General features: G+C 60.2%; 17 protein-coding genes. 4 read left to right on the top strand and 13 right to left on the bottom strand.

The annotated features are described in order from the left end of the window. Positions 1-2: 2 nt before the first annotated feature. Positions 3-1,076: an ABC transporter substrate-binding protein gene (locus tag AWU82_RS06245; protein ID WP_064381313.1), complete on the bottom strand. Its 1,074-nt coding sequence runs from the start codon at positions 1,074-1,076 to the stop codon at positions 3-5. Between the two features lie 524 nt (positions 1,077-1,600). Here AWU82_RS06245 and AWU82_RS06240 point away from each other — a divergent pair. Together AWU82_RS06240 and AWU82_RS06235 are read left to right on the top strand one after the other, a co-directional pair. Continuing rightward, the gene (locus AWU82_RS06240; protein ID WP_064381311.1) at positions 1,601-3,259 is read left to right on the top strand and encodes a nitrite/sulfite reductase; all 1,659 of its coding nucleotides are present in this window, start codon (positions 1,601-1,603) and stop codon (positions 3,257-3,259) included. Continuing rightward, positions 3,243-3,737: a DUF934 domain-containing protein gene (locus AWU82_RS06235; RefSeq protein ID WP_007959510.1), complete on the top strand. Its 495-nt coding sequence runs from the start codon at positions 3,243-3,245 to the stop codon at positions 3,735-3,737. Before AWU82_RS06240 ends, AWU82_RS06235 begins: the two co-directional genes overlap by 17 nt. Before the next feature lie 56 nt (positions 3,738-3,793). Here AWU82_RS06235 and sohB read toward each other — a convergent pair whose 3' ends face one another. Further along, a complete protein-coding gene (gene sohB, locus AWU82_RS06230) occupies positions 3,794-4,816 on the bottom strand; it encodes a protease SohB (protein ID WP_064381309.1) in 1,023 nt (340 codons plus the stop codon). Between the two features lie 207 nt (positions 4,817-5,023). On the opposite strand from sohB, the gene AWU82_RS06225 reads away from it, so the two are divergent. Then, on the top strand, positions 5,024-5,734 hold the full coding sequence (locus tag AWU82_RS06225) for a histidine phosphatase family protein (protein WP_064381308.1): 711 nt from the start codon (positions 5,024-5,026) through the stop codon (positions 5,732-5,734). 48 nt (positions 5,735-5,782) lie between these two features. Continuing rightward, a complete protein-coding gene (locus AWU82_RS06220) occupies positions 5,783-6,100 on the top strand; it encodes an SCP2 sterol-binding domain-containing protein (protein WP_007959502.1) in 318 nt (105 codons plus the stop codon). Between the two features lie 89 nt (positions 6,101-6,189). On the opposite strand, the gene AWU82_RS06215 is transcribed toward AWU82_RS06220, so the two are convergent. The 11 genes from AWU82_RS06215 to AWU82_RS06165 all read right to left on the bottom strand — a co-directional run bounded on the left by AWU82_RS06215 (position 6,190) and on the right by AWU82_RS06165 (position 21,024). Then, positions 6,190-6,696, bottom strand: coding sequence for a hypothetical protein (locus tag AWU82_RS06215; protein ID WP_064381305.1), 507 nt, complete (start codon positions 6,694-6,696; stop codon positions 6,190-6,192). A 95-nt stretch (positions 6,697-6,791) separates the two neighbouring features. Next, positions 6,792-7,832 (bottom strand): hypothetical protein, encoded by a 1,041-nt coding sequence (locus AWU82_RS06210; protein ID WP_064381304.1) that lies wholly within the window; start codon positions 7,830-7,832, stop codon positions 6,792-6,794. Positions 7,833-7,844: 12 nt separating this feature from the next. Then, the gene (locus tag AWU82_RS06205; RefSeq protein ID WP_064381302.1) at positions 7,845-8,372 is read right to left on the bottom strand and encodes a PAAR domain-containing protein; all 528 of its coding nucleotides are present in this window, start codon (positions 8,370-8,372) and stop codon (positions 7,845-7,847) included. Positions 8,373-8,406: 34 nt separating this feature from the next. Then, a complete protein-coding gene (locus tag AWU82_RS06200) occupies positions 8,407-10,041 on the bottom strand; it encodes an ABC transporter ATP-binding protein (protein ID WP_064381299.1) in 1,635 nt (544 codons plus the stop codon). A gap of 1 nt (position 10,042) precedes the next feature. Beyond that, complete coding sequence (locus tag AWU82_RS06195; protein ID WP_064381298.1) at positions 10,043-11,065, bottom strand: ABC transporter permease; 1,023 nt, start codon at positions 11,063-11,065, stop codon at positions 10,043-10,045. Next, the gene (locus AWU82_RS06190; protein WP_064381296.1) at positions 11,065-12,129 is read right to left on the bottom strand and encodes a microcin C ABC transporter permease YejB; all 1,065 of its coding nucleotides are present in this window, start codon (positions 12,127-12,129) and stop codon (positions 11,065-11,067) included. The genes AWU82_RS06195 and AWU82_RS06190 overlap by 1 nt, the downstream gene beginning before the upstream one ends. Then, on the bottom strand, positions 12,116-13,966 hold the full coding sequence (locus AWU82_RS06185) for an extracellular solute-binding protein (RefSeq protein WP_064381294.1): 1,851 nt from the start codon (positions 13,964-13,966) through the stop codon (positions 12,116-12,118). The genes AWU82_RS06190 and AWU82_RS06185 overlap by 14 nt, the downstream gene beginning before the upstream one ends. Before the next feature lie 114 nt (positions 13,967-14,080). Next, a complete protein-coding gene (locus tag AWU82_RS06180) occupies positions 14,081-16,735 on the bottom strand; it encodes a TonB-dependent receptor (RefSeq protein WP_064381293.1) in 2,655 nt (884 codons plus the stop codon). Between the two features lie 118 nt (positions 16,736-16,853). Next, positions 16,854-17,357 carry an RES family NAD+ phosphorylase gene (locus AWU82_RS06175; protein WP_011334506.1) on the bottom strand — a complete coding sequence of 168 codons (504 nt, stop codon included), beginning with the start codon at positions 17,355-17,357 and terminating at the stop codon, positions 16,854-16,856. Beyond that, the gene (locus AWU82_RS06170; protein ID WP_011334507.1) at positions 17,354-17,845 is read right to left on the bottom strand and encodes an antitoxin Xre/MbcA/ParS toxin-binding domain-containing protein; all 492 of its coding nucleotides are present in this window, start codon (positions 17,843-17,845) and stop codon (positions 17,354-17,356) included. The genes AWU82_RS06175 and AWU82_RS06170 overlap by 4 nt, the downstream gene beginning before the upstream one ends. A 254-nt stretch (positions 17,846-18,099) precedes the next feature. Then, complete coding sequence (locus AWU82_RS06165) at positions 18,100-21,024, bottom strand: TonB-dependent receptor (RefSeq protein ID WP_064381291.1); 2,925 nt, start codon at positions 21,022-21,024, stop codon at positions 18,100-18,102. Positions 21,025-21,065 lie beyond the last annotated feature (41 nt).

The following is a 21,065-nucleotide window of genomic DNA, read 5'->3' as shown; positions in this document are numbered from 1 at the left end:
GCTCAGTGCATCAGTGTCTGCAGATTGAACGGATAGCGGTAGGAAACCGGACGGCCTTTCGCCGAGAGCTTGCGAAAGTGCACGCCATAGTCCGGTGAGGCGCCCATGGCAAGGATTCGGCGGGCATGATCCCGATCGATCAGTTGCAGCAACGGAATCTGTCGGTCACGACCGCCGTACTGATTCAGATCGACACCTTGCGCGTGATCATGCAGCTCGACCAGTGCCCAGCCACCCAGGGTGAAATGGCCGCCCAGCAACGCGCTCAGCCGCCCGTCAACCAACGCCTGCAACGCTTCGGGCGAGGTGTTGACCGCGCTGAACAGCACGTCTTTGCCCGGCACCTTGCCGGCTTCCGAAACGGCACGCATCGCGCCGAAGGCCATTTCATCATTGGCCGCCCACACCAATGACACCTTGGGATAGCGGACCAGCAATTGCCTGGCCTGCTCGTAGGCACGCTGTTGCGTCCAGCCGCCGTAGACCAGTTGCCGCAGATGCACCTGAGGATGCTCGGCGAGTGCCCGTTGCATGCCTTTTTCTCGCAGTTGGGCCGAGGGTGTGATCTTCAGACCGGAAAAGGCCAGCAGGTCGATGCTTTCACCGGGCGCGACAGCCGGATGCAGACGAATCAGCTCCTTCATCATCAAGTAGCCGCCCTCTTCATCGTTGGGTACCAGACTGCCGATGCGATCGGCACGATCGGCCATCATCGCCTTCTGGTTGGGCGTCAGTGCCGAGTTGACCATAAAGAGCTTCACGCCGCTGCCATTGGCCATGCGCAGGATCTGCGGCGCCACGTACTGTTCATTGACGAACACCAGATAGTCCGGGCGCTCAGGCCCCTGCAGGGCCAGTCGCGCCTGAGCCAGGGTCAGTTCCGGCTGGCGCTGGGCATAGAGAATGCGTAGGTCGATCCCCAGGTCCCGGGCGGCCGCTTGCATGAACTGCGAGTAGCTGAGCCAGAACGTTTCCTGGGTCGAACCCGGATTCAGGAACAGCACCGACTCTGCACGCGCGCAGGTACCGAAAACCGCGCCGAACAGCAGCAGACCGAGGTGGAGAAACTTGAACATGAAGCGTCCGGGCCCAGGGAAAAATGGCCGCGCATTATAGCCATTCAATCGCCGGCCATTAGCGCCTGATCCCGCTTTTTGTCCGACAATCGTCGGAGACGGGCCCGGAAGCGTCGTTTTACTGATGGCTGACCCAGAATACTGCCGTTCCCACGACCAGAATGATCAGGAACAGAATCGCCCAGGCATCGACACTGCTATCGCTTTTCCTTGCTTTGGTTGGGTTGCTCATTGCATCGCCTCTTGTCGGTTTTATCGGTGATTGCAGAAAGACTCGACCACAGTTAAGACGATGATTGACCGCACGACAAACAGGGGTTAGTTGACAGCCATTCTCGTTAGGCGATTTGGTTCTTTCCATATACTCAAACATCACTTTTGCGCATAACTGCAAACGGGTATATTGCCCCGGCTCCTTCAGGGAGTGCGCGGCCGTGCGCGCCGAATTGCAGAGGAACCATCGGACTCCAGCAAGCGAAAACGCAGCGTTTTCCGAGTGGCCAAAGCCTGAGAACAGGACTTATATGTACGTATACGACGAGTACGATCAGCGGATCATCGAGGACCGCGTCAAGCAGTTCCGTGATCAGACCCGACGCTATCTGGCAGGTGAGCTGAGCGAAGAAGAATTCCGCCCCCTGCGCCTGCAAAATGGCCTGTATATCCAGCGTTTCGCGCCGATGCTGCGCGTGGCGGTGCCTTACGGCCAGCTGACCTCGCGCCAGGTGCGCATGATGGCGAAAATCGCCCGCGACTATGACAAGGGCTACGCCCACATCAGCACGCGCCAGAACGTGCAGTTCAACTGGCCGGCGGTGGAAGACATCCCGGACATTCTTGCCGAGCTGGCCACTGTGCAGATGCACGCCATCCAGACCAGCGGTAACTGCCTGCGCAACGTCACCACCGACCAGTTCGCCGGTGTCGCAGCCGACGAGTTGATCGACCCGCGTCCGTGGTGCGAAATCGTTCGTCAGTGGACGACCTTCCACCCGGAATTCGCTTACTTGCCGCGTAAGTTCAAGATCGCCGTCAACGGTTCGACCTCCGACCGTGCGGCCATCGAAGTCCACGACATCGGCCTTGAGCCGGTACACAACGCTGCCGGTGAACTCGGTTTCCGGGTGCTGGTCGGCGGTGGTCTGGGTCGTACTCCGGTGGTCGGCGCGTTCATCAACGAATTCCTGCCATGGCAGGACCTGTTGAGCTACCTCGACGCGATCCTGCGGGTCTACAACCGCTATGGCCGTCGTGACAACAAATACAAGGCGCGGATCAAGATCCTCGTCAAAGCGCTGACTCCAGAAGTCTTCGCCCAGAAAGTCGATGCCGAAATGGAACACCTGCGCGGCGGGCAGACCACCCTGACCGAAGCCGAAGTGCATCGTGTGGCAAAACACTTCGTCGACCCGGACTACAAGGCGCTGAGCAATCAAGACGCCGAACTGGCCGCCCTCGACAAAGAACATCCGGGCTTTGCCCGCTGGCGCACCCGCAACACCCTGGCGCACAAGAAGCCAGGTTACGTGGCAGTGACCCTGTCCCTGAAGCCGACGGGCGTTGCACCCGGCGACATCACCGACAAGCAGCTCGACGCGGTCGCCGACCTGGCCGAGCGCTACAGCTTCGGTCAACTGCGCACGTCCCACGAGCAGAACATCATTCTGGCCGACGTCGAGCAGAGCCAGCTGTTCACCCTGTGGGGCGAGTTGCGTGAAAGTGGCTTCGCCACGCCGAACATCGGCCTGCTGACCGACATCATCTGCTGCCCTGGCGGTGATTTCTGCTCCCTGGCCAATGCCAAGTCGATCCCGATCGCCGAATCGATCCAGCGCCGTTTCGACGACCTGGACTACCTGTTCGACATCGGTGAACTGGACCTGAACATCTCCGGCTGCATGAACGCCTGCGGTCACCACCACGTCGGCCACATCGGCATCCTCGGTGTGGACAAGAAAGGTGAGGAGTTCTACCAGGTCTCCCTCGGTGGCAGCGCCAGCCGTGACGCCAGCCTGGGCAAGATCCTCGGCCCGTCTTTCGCTCAGGAAGACATGCCGGACGTGATCTCCAAGCTGATCGACGTGTACGTGGAACAGCGCACCGAAGACGAGCGCTTCATCGACACCTACCAGCGTATTGGCATCGACCTCTTCAAGGAACGCGTCTATGCAGCGAATCATTAAGAACAACGAGGTCGTCGACGAAACCTGGCACCTGCTGCCCAAGGATTTCAACATCGACGAAATCAGCAACTGCGACGACCTGATCGTCCCGTTGCAACTGTGGCGTGAACACGCCCGCATGCTCAAGGCCCGCGATGGCGGCCTGGGTGTGTGGCTGGACGCCGACGAAGAAGCCGAGGAAATCGGTGACGACGTGAATGAGTTCCAGGTAATTGCCCTGAACTTCCCGGCGTTCACTGATGGCCGCAATTACTCCAACGCCCGTCTGCTGCGCGACCGTTACGGTTTCAAGGGTGAATTGCGAGCAATTGGCGACGTGCTGCGTGACCAACTGTTCTACATGCGCCGTTGCGGCTTCGATGCCTTCGCCCTGCGCGCGGACAAAGACCCGTACGACGCCCTTGAAAGCCTGAAGGACTTTTCGGTGACCTATCAGGCCGCCACTGACGAACCGCTGCCGCTGTTCCGTCGCCGGTAATTCCCCGGGGCATAAAAAAACGCCGGTCATTCGACCGGCGTTTTTTTATGCCCGATTCACCAGAACCGTTGTTGGGTCAGCCGGCTCCACCAGCTCAGCAACACGCGATCCACCGAGCCGCTGGCCGCCATGCCGATGCGCTCCTGCAGGCTCTTACGCTCGGCGTAGTGCAGGTGATAGACCTCGGACTGTTTGGCACGCTCGGCCAGGTATTCGTCGCTGGTCTTGAGCTCATCGACCAGTTGCTTGTCCAGCGCCGCGATGCCGAGCCAGACTTCACCGGTGGCGACTTCGTCGATCGCCAGTTGCGGGCGATAGCGGGCAACGAAGTTCTTGAACAGCTGGTGGGTGATGTCCAGGTCTTCCTGAAACTTTTCCCGACCCTTCTCGGTGTTTTCGCCGAATACGGTCAGGGTGCGTTTGTATTCGCCAGCGGTCAGCACTTCGAAATCGATGTCATGCTTTTTCAGCAGGCGGTTGACGTTGGGCAACTGCGCCACCACACCGATGGAACCGAGAATCGCAAACGGCGCGCTGATGATCTTCTCGCCGATGCACGCCATCATGTAGCCGCCGCTCGCCGCGACCTTGTCGATGCACACGGTCAACGGCACGCCGGCTTCCCGGATGCGCGCCAGTTGCGACGAGGCCAGACCATAGCTGTGAACCATGCCGCCGCCGCTCTCCAGACGCAGGACCACTTCGTCCTTCGGTGTGGCCAGGGTCAGTAGCGCGGTGATCTCGTGGCGCAGGCTTTCAGTCGCCGAGGCCTTGATGTCGCCGTCGAAGTCCAGCACGAATACCCGCGGTTTGGCGTCGGGTTTCTTCTTCTGTTTCTTTTCGGACTTGGCCTGGCCCTTGCGCAAGGCCTTGAGCTGATCCTTGTCGAGCAGGGTCTGCTCCAGCCGCTCACGCAGGCCTTTATAGAAATCGTTGAGCTTGCTGACCTGCAACTGGCCGGCAGATTTGCGCCGGCCCTTGCTGCGCAACGCAGCAAAACTCGCCAGCACCACCAGAATGGCGATGACCAGCGTTACGGTCTTGGCCAGGAAACTGGCGTATTCAGTCAAAAACTCCACAGTGACTCCTTCAAACGATGCGCGGTCTTGAAACACACGCGGGAATTGGCTCCAGCATACCCATGCACCGGCCCGTCGGCCAGCCGTGAAACCTCTGGCAACAAGGCTGGAACGGGCATTTCAAACAAGCGTATGTTTTTTCATTGACAGCTCACCATCATCCCCATAACCTCGCCTCAACCTTCAACGTACCGGGACGACGCGGACGTGGGCAGCATCTACTTGATTCGACATGGCCAGGCCTCCTTCGGTGCAGACGACTATGACGTCCTGTCGCCGACCGGTGTACGCCAGGCAGAAATCCTCGGCCGTCACCTCGCCGAACTCGGAATCAGCTTCGACCGCTGCCTGTCGGGCGATCTGCGACGCCAGCAACATACGGCCAACAGCGCGCTGGAACAGTTCGCCGCCGTCGGCCTGTCGGTTCCGGTTCTGGAAATCGATTCCGCTTTCAACGAATTCGACGCTGACGCCGTGATCCGCGCCCTGCTGCCGGCCATGTTGCCCGAAGAGCCCGAAGCCCTGGAAATCCTGCGTAACGCCGCGCAAAACCGTGGCGAGTTCCAGCGCATCTTCGCCCTGATCATCGAACGCTGGCTCGCCGGCACCTACGACACGCCGGGGCTGGAAAGCTGGCTGGGTTTCGTCGAGCGGGTCCAGGCCGGGCTGCAGCGGATTCTCGAACAGGCCGACAACACCCAGAAAATCGCGGTGTTCACCTCCGGTGGCACGATCACCGCCCTGCTTCACCTGATTACCCAAATGCCTGCCCGGCAGGCCTTTGAACTGAACTGGCAAATCGTCAACACCTCGCTCAACCAGCTGAAGTTCCGCGGTCGCGAGGTGGCGCTGGCTTCCTTCAACAGTCATGCACACCTGCAACTGCTGAAGGCCCCGGAACTCATCACCTTTCGCTGAGTCCGGATTACTGTGACCCTGCTGCAATCAACCAAAAAGGATCGAACCATGACCTCCGTAGCTGATGCCGTAAAAGCAATGCAAGCCAAGTTCAACCCAGCCGCCGCTGCCGGTCTGGATCTGGTCTTCGGTTTCAACATCACTGACGAAGACAAGCAATACGCCCTGATCGTCAAAGACGGCACCTGCGATATCCAGGAAGGCGAAAACCCGGATGCCAACTGCACGCTGGTGCTGGACAGCGAAACCCTCAAAGGCATCGTCAGCGGCGAAACCGATGGCATGCAGGCGTTCATGGGCGGCAAGCTGCGCGTTGAAGGCGACATGATGCTGTCGATGAAACTGTCCGAGCTGTTTCCGGCGTAAGATCGCGGCTCCGATATTGCGGAGCCTGTCTGATAAAAAATCCCGTACTTGTAACGGGATTTTTTTATGGTTTGAAAAAATCGGGTCGGTCAGTGCCGAGGGCGTTCAGCTTCGTCCATCGCTCTGAATACCTGTAGGTATTCAGCATCTGCTTCCTGGTCAACCGAAACCTTTCGCGCACTGTTGTTGTCGATCAGATCACCTGTCTGCGCATCCCTGCTGAAAGTGATCACAAAACGTTGCCCATCCAATTCAAGATAAAGGTTGTATAGATCAACTGGCTTGTCAGGCTGATCGAACTTGCTAACCCAATATCTGACACGTTGAGTCAATTGTGGCGGATGGTTGATCAGCGAGTCCGTATTGATTTCGGGAAAGTCATACTCGAGCGCAACCCCTGCAATCGCCACCAGATCCTCATTCATCTCTCGTGTTACAGGCAGTGGTTTGTTGCGCAGCATCGTGTCGACGCTGATTTCTGCTGGCGTCCCTGTCGTGCGCCGGCGGTACATTCCGCTTTCGAACCAGCGAGATGCATCGAAACGATTGTCTTCAGGGCTCCAGAGTCCGTAATTCATCATCACTTTTGAGGACATGTCGTCTTCCTTGCCAACCAGAAAATAGCCAATGCCTGCCACCACAAGAATCAGGGCGGTTACGGCGAAACACTTCGATAGTCGTGTTGTGGTCGTCATTTGACGGGTTTGTATTCGCATAGCTTTTTTGGAACGCCATCCGGTGTATTACCGGATCGAACGGGGTGGACAGCGCCTTCGGCATCCAGAGGATAACCAAGGATGCTGTTGTATTGATCTCGTCCCTGAGCCTGTTTGAGCAATGCAGCATCTCTCTCCGACAAGGTTTTTTTCGGAGCAACGGGAGCGGTTTCGTGCGGTAACTGCGCTTCGGGATTTTTTTGCGCCGTTCGATGAGCAGCCAGGCGTCGCTGATAGTCACTCAGTTGTTTGCGATAAGCACGGCTCGCCGCCTTGTCGGCTTCCTGGCGGGCAGGTGCTTTCTCGACAGCCTGACGATCCTCGTCGGTTCCATAGGTCTGGTCATACAGACTGCGTCGCGGAAATGCCCACACAACGGCACCGGTCGCATTCGCCATAATCTGCGCCAGACTGCGTTCGTAGTGGGGATCCTCGTTTTCTCTCACCGTCAAATCAGCATCGATTCCCAGCCCGGTACGACAGGCGTAGGAATAGATCCTGGCTCCATAAGCGAATGCATCGGGTGTAAACATTCGGGCCTGGGCGTCGCGCAAGCGGTAACTTTCACGCTTGTCGAGTTCATAACCAAACTCGATAGCACCCACCACGCCGTGTGAGAAGAAATCCATCTGCTTGATTTCACGCCCCCTGCGCTTGCGCGAAACCACAAAATCGACCAGTTGCGAGATATTGTCGTATTCGCGGTACTCGGCCTTATAGCGTTCCGTCACGATCTTTTTGACTTCGGCGAGAAGTTTCGGATCGTATTCATCCTTGAAGATGAGAAATGCTCTTTGCACGGAATAATTCGGTGTGGGCTCAGGATAGTTTTTTATTTGCCGTATACCCTGATTGATGAAGTTCATCATGTTGCCGCGCTGACCACGGATATTGGCCATGAAACTGATGTAGGAAGCCCCCACCACCGTCACATAATCCTGGGCGAGCGTACCTTTGACCTGAGTCGTCCCATGCTGGTCAGTGGTCTGGGCCTGTTTCTTTTTCGGTGCTGCCACGCGTCACCCTCCTTAGTAATCGATACCCAAAGCATCCAGATGCGCAGCTGCTTCCTTGCCCCATTGCACGGTTATGGAGGTCGGATTGGCGGTAAACACTCGCGCGGCATTGCCGTGGTTATCGGTGTGGCCGACCAAACGCTGGCCATCACCGGTTTCGATGCAATAAAGCATATCGGGAATGGCATCGCCGGTGTTCTCGTCCACCAACTGGAAGCGTTCGCTATGTTTAGGCACTGTAACGATCGGGGTGAATGGAGCCTCGCCCACCTGCGTGCCGACAAAAACGTCACCGGAGCCGGTAATGATCATTCCACCATGGGCAGTGGCGCTACCAAGAAAGGCGATTGGCTTGCCATTGATCAGGATGTTGCCGATGCCCTCGGTGACCGAGTCACCGCAGGCGGTGGTATCACCGACTCGCAGCACGGGCATGCCATTGATGTTCACATTGGGTGAACCGCTGGTGCTGGGGTTGGTACTGTGTCCAGTGATCGGGCAGGCATTGAGATCGCTGAGGCGCGCGGCAGGTTTTGCCATCATCTACATCCTTGTATGAGCGGAGCCGGGAAATTTACCGGATCTGCTCCGTGGGTGAAAGTCTGCCCTCCTGGCTGCCGGTTTCTGCCGTGACCGGTGTCACAAACGACGCCGCCAGCAGCTCCCGCGTATACGGGTGCCGGGCCGAATGGAATAACCCGGCCGTTTCGCCACGCTCCACCACCTCGCCATCCTTCATCACGATCAGATCATGGGCCAGCGCCCGCACCACCGCCAGGTCATGACTGATGAACAGATAAGTCAGACCGTGCTCCTCCTGCAATCGGCGCAACAACGCGACGATCTGCTTCTGCACGGTGCGATCCAGTGCCGAGGTCGGCTCATCGAGCAGGATCAGATCCGGCTTGAGCACCAGCGCCCTAGCGATGGCGATGCGTTGTCGCTGCCCGCCGGAAAACTCGTGGGGATAGCGATGACGCGTCGCCGGGTCGAGTCCGACCTCCTTCAATACCTCGATCACGGCCTGTTCGCGCTCAAAAGCAGTCATATCACTATGCACCTGCAACCCTTCGGCAATGATTTGCTCCACGCACAAGCGCGGGCTGAGGCTGCCGAACGGATCCTGAAACACCACTTGCAGGCGTTTGCGCAGCGGACGCAAGCGCTTGCCGCTCAGTTGCTCAAGCGCTTCCCCCTTGAAGCGGATGCTGCCGTCGGCGTCGATCAGACGCAGGATCGCCTGACCCAGCGTGGACTTGCCCGAGCCCGACTCACCGACAATGCCCAGCGTCTTGCCCCGCTGCAGGTTCAAATCGATGCCGTTGACCGCGTGCAGATACGACTTGGCCCGCAGCCACCCGCCGCCCAGCAGAAAACGCACATGCAGATCACGAACCTTGAGCAAATCCTCCGCTGCATCACGGCACAACGCCGCGCCACCGGGTTCGGCGTTGAGCAATTCGATGCTGTAGGGATGCTGCGGCGCACGGAACAACTGCTCGCAGCTCGCCTGTTCGACGATTTCGCCCGCGCGCATCACCGCCACCCGCTGGGCGATGGTGCGCACCAGATTCAAGTCGTGACTGATGATCAGCAGCGCCATACCCAGCCGCTGTTGCAGCTCCTTGAGCAGCAACAGAATCTTGCGCTGCACCGTGACGTCGAGGGCCGTGGTCGGCTCATCGGCAATCAACAATTGCGGCTCGCACGCCAGAGCCATGGCGATCATCACCCGCTGCCGCTGCCCGCCGGAGAGCTGATGCGGATACGCTTTCAGCCGCTCGCGCGGACGCTGAATGCCCACCAATTCCAACAGCTCCAGAATCCGATTGCGCGCCGCCGCGCCCGCCAGTCCCTTGTGCAACGCCAGGCTTTCGCCGAGTTGCCGCTCGATGCTGTGCAACGGATTTAGAGAACTCATCGGCTCCTGAAAAATCATCGCGATGCGGTTGCCGCGCAGTTGCCGTAGATAGCGCTCGTGCACCCCTAGCAACTCTTCGCCGCCGTAGCGGATGCTGCCGTCGATCTGCGTGATATTCGGGTCCAGCAATTGCAGGATGCTGTGGGCCGTCACCGACTTGCCGGAACCCGACTCGCCCACCAGCGCCAGGCATTCGCCCGGGCAAATGTCGAAGTTGATGCCGTGCACCACTTCCTGCCCTTTGAACGCTACCCGCAGGTCGCGTATTTCGATCAGATGTTTACGCATATCAAGTCCTGGGGTCGAAGGCATCACGGCAGGCTTCGCCGATGAATACGAGTAAAGAAAGAATCAGCGCCAGGGCAAAAAATGCCGTCAGCCCCAACCATGGTGCTTGCAGATTGTTCTTGCCCTGACCGATCAACTCACCCAGCGAAGCACTGCCCGCGGGCATGCCGAAACCAAGGAAATCCAGCGCCGACAACGTCGCAATCGCCCCGGTCAGGATGAACGGCAGGTACGTCAAGGTCGCACTCATGGCATTGGGCAGAATGTGCCGCACGATCACCTGCACGTCGCCGACACCCAGCGCCCGCGCCGCTTTCACGTATTCAAGTCCTCGGCTGCGCAGGAACTCGGCGCGCACCACGTCCACCAGACTTAGCCACGAAAACAGGGCCATGATCCCCAGCAACCACCAGAAGTTCGGCTCGACGAAGCCAGACAGAATGATCAGCAGATAGAGCACCGGCAGCCCCGACCAGACCTCCAGCAGACGCTGCCCGAGCAAGTCGACCCAACCGCCGTAATACCCCTGCAAGGCACCGGCGGCGATACCGATCAACGCGCTCACCGCCGTCAACGCCAGGGCGAACAACAGCGAGACCCGCGTGCCGAATATCACCCGCGCCAGCACGTCCCGCGCCTGATCGTCGGTGCCCAGCCAGTTTTCGGCGGTGGGCGGGCTCGGGGCCGGTTCAGTGAGGTCGTAGTTAGCCGTGTCGTAGCCGAACGGGATCGGCGCAAACCACATCCGTCCGCCCTGCCCCTCGATCAATTCACGCACCTGGGCGCTGCGGTAGTCGGGCTGGAACGGCAGCTCGCCGCCGAAATCCTGCTCGGTGTAGCGCTTGAACGCCGGAAAATACCACTCGCCCTGATACGTCACCAGCAACGGTTTGTCGTTGGCGACCAGTTCGCCGCCCAGGCTCAGGCCGAACAGCGCGAGAAACAGCCACAACGACCACCAGCCGCGCCGATGGGCCTTGAACCGCGCCCAGCGGCGCTGTCCGATGGGAGAAAGCGTCGGCATCAGGCAGTCCTCGCGGTGAAGTCGATGCGCGGATCGACCAGCGTGTAACACAGGTCGCCCAGCAGTTTTATCAGGAGCCCGAACAGGGTGAAGATGAACAGCGAGCCGAACACCACCGGGTAATCCCGCGACACCGCTGCCTCGTAACTCAGGCGGCCGAGACCGTCGAGGGAGAAGATCACTTCGATCAGCAGCGAGCCGCCGAAGAACACCGTGACCAACGCCTGGGGCAATCCCGCCACCACCAGCAGCATCGCGTTGCGAAACACATGCCCGTACAACACCTGGCGTTCGCTCAGGCCTTTGGCTCGGGCCGTGACCACGTACAGCCGCGAGATCTCGTTGAGGAAGCTGTTCTTGGTCAGGATCGTCAGCGTCGCGAAGCCACCGATCACCAGCGCACTGACCGGCAACACCAGATGCCAGAAGTAATCGGCAACCTTGCCCCACAGCGACAGCTCGGTGAAGTTGTCCGAGACCAGCCCGCGCACCGGGAACCAGTCCAGCGCCGTACCACCGGCGAACACCACAATCAGCAGCAGCGCAAACAGAAACCCCGGCATGGCATAGCCGATGATGATCGCCGCGCTGCTCCAGACATCGAACGCCGAACCGTTGTGCACGGCCTTGCGAATGCCCAGCGGAATCGATACCAGATAAGTGATCAGCGTCGCCCACAATCCCAACGACAAGGTCACCGGCAGTTTCTGCCAGATCAGCTCGGTCACCGTCGCGCCCCGGAAGAAACTCTTGCCGAAATCCAGTTGCGCATAGCTCTTGAGCATCAGCCACAAGCGCTCGCCGGCGCTTTTATCGAAGCCGTACTGGCGCTCGATCTCGGCCACCAGTTTCGGGTCCAGCCCACGGGTCGCGCGGGACTCGCCGCCAATGCTTTCGACATGGCTGGCACCCACCGCCGCACCGACACCGATCCCCTGCAATCGGGCGATAGCCTGCTCGACCGGGCCACCGGGCGCGGCCTGCACGATCACGAAGTTCACCAGCAGAATCGCCAGCAAGGTTGGCACGATCAGCAGCAGACGCCGCAGGCTATAACCCCACATGGGCGTACTCCTTTTGCTGTTGCTGCATTTGCGTCGCGGTCAGCGCGGTCGGGCTGATTTCCCACCAGGTGTCGAGGCCGGCGTCGTACAGCGGCGCAATTGCCGGGCGACCGAAGCGGTTCCACCACACCGTGGAAATCCCCGGCGGGTAGTAGTTGGGAATCCAGTAATAGCCCCACTGCAACACCCGATCCAGCGCATGGGCGTGGCGCAGCAGGCTCTCGCGATTGTCGGCCTGCACCACGCCTTCAAGCAGCGCATCCACCGCCGGGTCGCGCAGCACCATGTAGTTGTTGGAGCCGGGATCATCAGCGCCGTCGGAGCCGAAATAGTTGAACAGCTCGCGCCCCGGCGCCTGACTCACCGGGTAACCGACGACGATCATGTCGTAGTCGCGGCTGCGTACGCGGTTGGTGTATTGCGCGGTGTCGACCTGACGAATATCGAAACCGATGCCGATCTGCGCCAGGTTGCGTTTGAACGGCAGCAGCAGACGCTCAAATCCCTTCTGGCCGTTGAGAAAGGTGAATCGCAGCGGCTCGCCGGCGGCATTCACCAGTTGATCGCCTCGGGGTGTCCAGCCGGCGGCCTCCAACAGTTTCAGCGCCTGCAATTGTTGCGCGCGGATGTTGCCGCTGCCGTCGGTGCGCGGCGCTTCGAATACCTGGCTAAAGACTTCATCAGGAATCTTGCCGCGCCACGGTTCGAGGATTTTCAGTTCCTCGGCATCCGGCAGCTCGGTGGCCGACAACGCACTGTGGGAAAAGAAGCTGCGCTGACGCAGGTACATACTGCGCATCATCTGCCGGTTGCTCCATTCGAAATCCCAGAGCATGGCGATCGCCTGCCGCACTCGGCGATCCTGAAACACCGGCTTCTGCAAGTTGAACGCAAATCCCTGGGCACCTTGCGCGGCGCCGGGTGCGAGGTGTTCACGCAGCAACTTGCCCTGCTCCAGCGCCGCCCCGGCGTAACCGATGGTGTAACTGGTGGCGGAAAACTCGCGGTTGTAATCAAAGCCACCGGCCTTGAGCACTTGTCGCGACACGTCCGTGTCGGCAAAGAACTCCACGCTCAATTGATCGAAGTTGTAGAGCCCGCGAGTGATCGGCAGATCCCTGCCCCACCAGTCCTTGATCCGCTGAAACCTCACGCTGCGCCCGGCATCCACCGCGCTGACCTTGTACGGCCCGCTGCCCGGCGGAATCTCGAAGCCTGCGCCATCGGCGAAATTGCGTGTGCGCCACCAATGCTCGGGCAGCACCGGCAACGTCGCCAGATCCAGCGGCAAGGTACGGCTCTCGTTGTTCTTGAACACGAAACGCACCTGGGTCGGCGACTCGACCTGCACCTCGGCGACATCGCGAAACTGTTGGCGATATTTGAGGCTACCCTGAGTGGTGAACAGTTCGAAGGTGTAGCGCACGTCTTCGGCGGTGATCGGCGTGCCGTCCTCGAACTGTGCCTTGGGGTTGAGGTAAAAGCGCAGCCAGCGCCGGTCCGCGTCCAGTTCCATCCGTTGCGCCACCAGACCGTAGACGCTGTAGGGCTCGTCTTCGCTGCGGTAGGCCAGCGGCGCATAGAGCCAGCCGTCGATGTCGGCAACGCCGGTGCCTTTGTCGATGTAGGGAATCAGGTGATCGAACGGGCCGCTCTCCAGCGAAGAGCGGCGCAAGGTTCCACCCTTGGGCGCGTCGGGGTTGGCATAGGCCAGGTGCTGGAAGTCCGGGGCGTATTTCGGGGCTTCGCCGTAGACCGTGAGGGCGTGCTGGGGCGCCGCGAACGGCGCCGGGCTCAGCGACAGACCGACGCTGAACAGAATGACTCTGGAAAACATGGGCAGATCCTTTCACCACGCGCCTGCCTGACTGTGATGTGCAACAGGCCGGGCCTTTTTATAGGGCGGGGTTTAGAACCATGTGTTACTAAAACCCGCCGTCACCGATCATTCTCAGAACTTGTAATTGACCCGCGTGTACAGCGTGCGGCCAAACGGGTCGCCGTATTTCGGGTCATAGCCGCTCTGGAACGTGTAGGTCTGGTTGCTGAATGGTGGCTCGCGGTCGAACAGGTTTTTCACCCCGAGGGTCACCGCCAGGGTCTTGCGCCAGGTGTATGTGCCGGCCACGTCCCAGACGTTGTACGAGCCGACGTAGTCGTGAGTCTCGCGATCCGAGTCGTGGTAACCGCTGGTGTAGCGGTTGGTCAGGCTGGCACCGAGCGGACCGTAGTTCCAGCTGCCGGTCAGGCTGTGACGCCAACGAGCCACGGCGCCGGCCGAAGCAAAGTCGCCGCCACGAAAATCGCCGAGCTTGTCGATGTAGTCGCCCTTGAGCTGCTGCTGATAGTCGTAACGGGTGACGTAAGTGCCTTGCAGACCGATGCCGAAATCGCCGTACGGTGTGCTCGGCAGACGATAGTCGAAGCTCACGTCGACGCCGTTGGTCTTGATCTTGCCGAGGTTGGCGAGGCCGGTGACGATGTGATCGATGGAACCATCAGGCTTGCGGATCAGGCGCTCCGGGTACAGCTCCGGGTTTTCGAACACCGCCGATTCTGGGAATTCGGCGATCTGGTTGGCGATGTCGATCCACCAGAAATCCAGCCCGGTGGTCAGTCGATCAAACGGCTGATAAACGAAACCGAGGGTGACGTTGCGCGCAGTTTCCGGGCTCAGGTCGGTGTTGCCGCCGGAGGTGCGATTGAACTGCTGGGCGCAGTCGCGGTTGGCGATCCCGCCGTTGCTCGGGTTGCCACCGGCGCACAGGCGCGGGTCGTTGTAGTTGGCATTGGTGAACGAGGTAAACGTCGGGTTGTACAACTCATAAAGCGACGGCGCACGGAAGCCTTCACTGTAGGCGCCACGCACCACCAGTTCCTTGAAGGGCTGGAAGCGGAACGAGTACTTCGGGTTGGTGGTGCTGCCGAAATCGCTGTACTTGTCGTGGCGCACCGCGGCGGATAATTCAAGGCTGTCGAGCACCGGCACGTTGACCTCAGCGTATTGGGCCGAGACGCTGCGATCGCCTTGCACACTGCCGTTGGGATCGACGCCCAGGCTCTGCACGTCGCCGGCAAACGCGGCGAAATCCTGATGGAAATCTTCCTTGCGGTACTCACCGCCCAGCGCCAGCGCCGAAGGCCCTGCACCGAACCAGTCGCCGATCTCGCGGCTAATGCGCCCGTCAATCGCCTTGACCCGGCCCACTGCCGTCGCGTAATCGCCATTTACCCCGTTGGCTGCCAGTAATGCCGAACCGGCAGCGGTCTGCGCGCCGAACGGGGTGATCACACCGTTGGCGATGCCCTGGCTGACGGCGCGGTCGTTCACGTAACCGCTGCGAATCGTGTTGACCACCTTGTTCTGGTTGTACGACGCGCCGAGGTTGTAATCCCACCCCACCAGCGTGCCATCGAAGCTCAACAGCAGGCGCTGACCGGTGTTGTCATCTTCATGCTGCCGGGCACCGACGGCGGTTTCACGCCAGTTCACGTCCACCGGTTGCGTCGGGTCGAGGGCAAAACCGCTCGGGCCGGGCGTAATACCGTTACCCGGATAGAACGCCGTGCCGGGATTGACCTGATTGCCCATCAAAGTGCCGGGGCCGATCTGCGTTCGGTTTTCGTTGCGCGCCCAGAAGTATTCGAGGCTGACGTTGTGATCATCCGACAGCTTGCCGGTGGCCTTGGCGAACGCGGAGGTCTTTTCGGTTTCCGGCACCAGATCCAGGTAATTCCACAGGCTCTGGCGGCAGATGCCGTTGCGTGACAACAGCCCCGGCGCATTGCAACCGGAACCGGCCAGCGGGTTGGTGGCGTTACTGCCCTGGCTCCAGTTGGCGGGCGATGCCGTGCCGGAGGTGTAATCGAGTCCGCGTCCCGGCTGGTAGTTATAGGTGTAGCCGCGATCGTCGGCCGCCAGGCGATTCTGCTTGTCGTAGCTCACCACGCCGAAAACGTTGAAGCGATCATCCTGCAAATCACCAAAACCCCAACTGCCGCTGACGTTACGGCTTTCACCGCCACCGGAGTGGGTCGGAGTGTCGTAGCTGGTGCTGATCTGGCCTTCGGTGAGGCTGGTCTTGGTGATGAAGTTGATCACCCCACCGATGGCATCGGTGCCGTATAGCGCCGAGGCGCCATCGCGCAGCACCTCCACCCGGTCGATGGCAGCGAACGGGATGGTGTTGAGGTCGACGCCAGAGCCATTGATCGCATTGGTCGCGTTGTTGCTCAGACGCCGACCGTTGAGCAGCACCAAAGTCTTGTTCGGGCCAATGCCACGCAAGTCCGCATAAGACGCGCCGCCGCTGGAAGAACCCACCGAACGCCCGGAGCCTACGGACGACTGGTTGGCAGAGATACGGCTGACCAGCTCTTCGGTGGTGGTCACGCCCTGCTTCTGCAATTCCTCGACCCGCAGGATGGTGACAGGCACAGCGGTTTCGGCATCGACCCGACGAATCGCGGTGCCGGTGACTTCGATCCGTTGCAACTGGGTGGTCGGTTCTGTAGCACTGCTGTCGGCAGCAATCGCCGGCAATGTGTTGATCGCCAGCAGCAAGGCCAGGCTCAAAGGGGATTTAACGGGTGAAAAATGGATCATGAACAGCCATCCCTGCGTTTTGGTTTATGCAGGGATGTGCGATGGCGGATGACGATTTATAGGGCGCGATTTAGACCGTTGGGTGCTGAGGTTATGCAAAATGCAGCATGACGCTTCATCAGACCAACGCCATTTCCGCGAGTAAGCGGGTATCGAGGCCGAACCGCTCCTGCGAGACCATCCTGAACTGCCCTTCTGCCAGGTCGCAGCTCACCAGCAAGTTCCACGAATGGCGGGTTGCCGCCGACGGAATCAGTACAAACGGGTGCTCGGCCAGCAACGCGTCGGCGAACAATTGCTGATTGGGTGAAGGCTGTGCAGGGCTCAGCCAGTAAGGGTTCGGCACCTCTTCGGGCTGCACGATTTTCACCTTCGCGTCGCTGATGACCTCAAAGCACGTCAATACATAAGGTTCGCGGTCCAGGGCATCAAAACTGCGGTTGGCTGCCACCTCCAGAATGGCCGAGGAAGGATCGACTGAGGCGTAGACGACGCGTCGTCCGGGTATATTCCAGCGACCGCCTTTCAGCTTCGATCCAATCCCGCTGTCCCACGTGCCTCCGTAAACCTCGGGATCCAGCCGCCAGGCATACCAATGCTTGTCCCACGGCAAGGGGTTCATGGGTAAACCCCGTAGATAAGCTGCTGCAAATACTGCTCGACCATCTGAAAACCCAATGGATGCAGGGTCAACTCCAGCGGCACATGACCGTGAAAATAGGTAGAGGGTTTCTGCAGCCAGTCCTCCGCCCGTGGTTGCCCCCCGAAGGCCCGAATGGCCAACTCCAGCACCAATGCATATTGGTAGGCGATGACACTCTGCTGCGGGTCAAGCCGTACCGGTTTGCCTTCCTTCAGCAGCCGCCGTACCGTTCTGACCGACTTGCCAGTGATGAGTTTGACCACGTCGCCTTGCTGGTAAAGCTCGGAGGTTGAAAGCATGTCGACGACGTCGTTCAACTCGAAACCTTCATCGGTAAGGTGAACAATCAGCAGGGCGTCATCACCGATGTTCCGGCCATGCACGAGCAATTCGACAGGTTTGCCCTCAACCTTCTTCAAGCCCGCCAACCGGGTTACTTTTGCGCTGGGCAACGCGACATCCTCCATGGGGCACCTGGCACGGTCATCGCGCCACTGTTGGCGTGCGGAATAAGCCGGCGTTTCGTATTCGAGGTGTGCAGTTCGCATGATCAATCCATTATCAGAGGCCTGAGTAATCAGGCCGTTAACGACTTCAATGTCATCGCCGATGCTATAGATCACGCTTCCGACGACCAACCTGAAAAAGTCGTCGGAAATATCCCTGCTTTCACATGAAACCCGGCAACTTCCGTAGGACGTTGTCGGGCGTCATTACGTATTCAACTCCCGAAGTGATAACTCACATCCAGCCACCACTGGCGCCCGTACGGGTCGTAGTTGCCGGTCGGGTAATACGGCCACCCCGCCGAGTCGTCATGCTTGACCTGGTTGAGCACGTTGTTCACGGTCAGCCCGACGCTTGCCCGGTCGTTGAGCTTGTAGCGTGCACTGGCGTTGAACACCGTCCACGGCGACAGACGCCCGTCGCCCGCGCCGTTGGTGACCGAGCCGTAGCGAATCCCCATCAATGTTGCCGTGGCCTTCTGGTAATCCCAGGTCAGGCTGGCGTTGACCTTGCTGCGCCAGTCGTAGTTGGTACGCGAGGTGCGCCAGTCCTGGGTCGGGGCTTCGTCCGATTCCTTGTAGTAATGCGAGAGCACCAGGGTGTAGCCCAGCGCCGAACTGAACGCACCGTACTGCCCGGCGCCCCAGCGGATGTTGCTCTTGAAGTCCAGGCCGCTGACCCGTTCGCTGGCGGCGTTGATCGCATTCACCCGCACCCGCTGCAACTGATTGGGATCGACGGCCGCATTGCCGGGATTGCGATCGACGCGCGCCAGGGTCGACTGGCAGTTGGCCGAGTTGATGTCCTGGGTGCCATTGCGGCATTCGTTCTCTTGCTGCAGCAGACGGTTTTCGTCGACGGTGGTCAGCAGGTCATCGATCTCCACCCGCCAGAAATCGGTGGAGAAATCGAAATTGCGCGACGGTGACCAGACGAAACCGTAGGTCCAGGATTTGCCGCGTTCGGATTCCAGATCCGCCGTGCCGCTCTGGGTGTAATCGACCCGCCCGCGATCACAGGCGCCCTCCACGCCCTGGCTGCAACCGTAATAGTCGATCTGCGCCGGGTAGTAGCCGTTGCTGTCGGACTGATAGATGTAGTTCAGGTCCGGGGCGCGGAAACTGGTGCCGTAGCTGCCGCGCACCAGCAGGCTGTTTACCGGCCGCCATTCCAGGCCAAGGTTGTAGGTTTTCTGTTGTTCGGTGCGGCCGCTGAATTTGTATTGGTCCCAGCGCCCCGCCGCTGTCGCCAGCACCGTGTCGGTGACCGGAATGCTGAACTCGCCCCCCGCCGCGTAACGCTTGCGCGAGCCGCCGGAGCTTTGCGCCGGGGTCACGCCGTAGAAACTGCCGTCGTTGAGGCTGTCATCCGGATCGATGCGGTATTCCTGCTTGCCCGCCTCCAGCACCCCGGCGAACCCCACCGGGCCAGCCGGCAGATCAAACAACTCGCCGTTGACCGACGCGTTGTAGCTGGTGGAAACCGACTTGCTGCTCTGCGTCAGATTGCCGCGAAACTGCTCCCACTCCTGGGTTGTCAGTGGCCGGTCGAGGCGCGAGGCATCCGGCGCGAAAACCGGGTAACCGTCGCGGATGCCCAGTTGCGGGCCGAGGTAGAAATCCTGAATCGACGACAGCGGCGTGTAACGCGTGGTGCGCACGCTTTTGTATTCCGAGCGGTTGGCCGCCAGTTCATAGTTCCAACCGGTGTCGGCAATCTTGTCCGAAAGGCCCAGGGTGCCGGTCCACGAGGTGTCGCGCCACTTGCTGTTGTTGCTGGTGCGCCCACCGATTTCCTCTTCGCCGAAGCGGCGGTACCAGCGCTCCAGATTGCCGCTGTTCTGGTTGATGAAGTCCGGCGAGGTGAAGCTGGGGCCGCGTGTGTTGTTCTGGATGTGATCGAGGCCGTACATCAGGTCGGCGAAGACCTGACCACTGTCGCTGAAATGCCAGGTGCCACGGGTGTAGCCGTCGTAGTTTTCCTTTTGCGTCTGCACCGTCCAGTAATCGTTGTACATCTGGTCGGTGCGGCAACGTCCGCCGCTGTTGAACAGTTTGTTGTCGAACGTGCCCTGATAGGCGCCACAGCCGGGCCCCAGATAGCGATTATTGGTCAGGTCGCGCCGATAGCCGACATCCGCCAGCGGCCCGCTCTGCATGAAGCCGCGATCATCGGCCCAGATCGGATCGCGGTGGGTCAGTTCAAGTCCGAACAAACCGTCAAAGTCGCCCCAACTGCCGCCGCCGCTGATCTGCAAGCGCTGGTTGTCACCGCCTCCGCGCTCGCTGGTGCCGCCCTTGAGATTGACGTCGACGCCATTCATTTTGTCTTTGAGGATGATGTTCACCACCCCGGCAATCGCGTCCGAACCGTAGATCGCCGAAGCGCCGCTGCTGAGCACTTCGATGCGCTCAATGATCGCCGATGGAATGTTCGCCAGGTTGGTGAAGTTGACCTTGCCGTCATACGGCGTCGGGTAATCGGCCACCCGTCGGCCGTTGATCAGCACCAGCGTGTGGTTGGGGCCGAGGCCGCGCAGGTTGAGGGCGCTGGCCGCCGGTTGCCAGGTGTTGCCGTAGTCTTCGCCCTGGGTCATGCCGGTGTTCTGGGTTTGTGTGGCGAGGGCGTCGTAGACGTTCTTGTAGCCGCGCGCCTCCATTTCTTCGTGGGTGATGACATTGACCGGGGTTGCACCATCGCTCTGCGCACGGGCGATCCGCGAGCCGGTGACGGTGACTTTTTCCATGCGGTAATCGGCGCTGCTGGCGGGCGCCACAGCGGCGGCTTTCACGGGCGCGGCGTTCGGCGCATCGGCCTGACGAATGCTCAGGCCCTGGGTGCCCTGCTCGACTTGCAGACCGCTGCCGATCAGGGCTTTCTCCACCGCCTGACGTCCACCCAATGCGCCGCGTACCGCGCTGCTGCGCTTGCCCTGCACCAGATTCTGGCTGAAGGAAATCGGCACGCCGGTCTGCCGCGAGATGTCCAGCAGCACCTCGTCGAGGGCCCCTGCGGCAATGTCGAAGGTAAAGACCTGAGCGGCGGCGTCTTGTGCCTGAACGGCGACCGGACCCATGCCCGCCGCCAGCACGATGGCCAGCGTCAGGCGGGACAATTGTTGTTGTTTGAATGAGAACATCGAGGGGCTTCCCTGTTGAAGGCGTCTGCAGGGAATGAGCA

It is taken from the genome of Pseudomonas glycinae (assembly GCF_001594225.2).
GTDB classification, from domain to species: Bacteria; Pseudomonadota; Gammaproteobacteria; order Pseudomonadales; family Pseudomonadaceae; genus Aquipseudomonas; species Aquipseudomonas glycinae.
This window is presented reverse-complemented; position numbering and strand designations above follow the sequence as displayed.

What these genes read in the sequence shown, in the direction of transcription:
- AWU82_RS06245 (WP_064381313.1), bottom strand. Translation starts at nt 1,076, where the DNA reads ATGTTCAAGTTTCTCCACCTCGGTCTGCTGCTGTTCGGCGCGGTTTTC.
- AWU82_RS06240 (WP_064381311.1), top strand. Translation starts at nt 1,601, where the DNA reads ATGTACGTATACGACGAGTACGATCAGCGGATCATCGAGGACCGCGTC.
- AWU82_RS06235 (WP_007959510.1), top strand. Translation starts at nt 3,243, where the DNA reads ATGCAGCGAATCATTAAGAACAACGAGGTCGTCGACGAAACCTGGCAC.
- AWU82_RS06220 (WP_007959502.1), top strand. Translation starts at nt 5,783, where the DNA reads ATGACCTCCGTAGCTGATGCCGTAAAAGCAATGCAAGCCAAGTTCAAC.
- AWU82_RS06215 (WP_064381305.1), bottom strand. Translation starts at nt 6,696, where the DNA reads ATGTCCTCAAAAGTGATGATGAATTACGGACTCTGGAGCCCTGAAGAC.
- AWU82_RS06205 (WP_064381302.1), bottom strand. Translation starts at nt 8,372, where the DNA reads ATGGCAAAACCTGCCGCGCGCCTCAGCGATCTCAATGCCTGCCCGATC.
- AWU82_RS06200 (WP_064381299.1), bottom strand. Translation starts at nt 10,041, where the DNA reads ATGCGTAAACATCTGATCGAAATACGCGACCTGCGGGTAGCGTTCAAA.
- AWU82_RS06195 (WP_064381298.1), bottom strand. Translation starts at nt 11,065, where the DNA reads ATGCCGACGCTTTCTCCCATCGGACAGCGCCGCTGGGCGCGGTTCAAG.
- AWU82_RS06190 (WP_064381296.1), bottom strand. Translation starts at nt 12,129, where the DNA reads ATGTGGGGTTATAGCCTGCGGCGTCTGCTGCTGATCGTGCCAACCTTG.
- AWU82_RS06185 (WP_064381294.1), bottom strand. Translation starts at nt 13,966, where the DNA reads ATGTTTTCCAGAGTCATTCTGTTCAGCGTCGGTCTGTCGCTGAGCCCG.
- AWU82_RS06180 (WP_064381293.1), bottom strand. Translation starts at nt 16,735, where the DNA reads ATGATCCATTTTTCACCCGTTAAATCCCCTTTGAGCCTGGCCTTGCTG.
- AWU82_RS06175 (WP_011334506.1), bottom strand. Translation starts at nt 17,357, where the DNA reads ATGAACCCCTTGCCGTGGGACAAGCATTGGTATGCCTGGCGGCTGGAT.
- AWU82_RS06170 (WP_011334507.1), bottom strand. Translation starts at nt 17,845, where the DNA reads ATGGAGGATGTCGCGTTGCCCAGCGCAAAAGTAACCCGGTTGGCGGGC.
- AWU82_RS06165 (WP_064381291.1), bottom strand. Translation starts at nt 21,024, where the DNA reads ATGTTCTCATTCAAACAACAACAATTGTCCCGCCTGACGCTGGCCATC.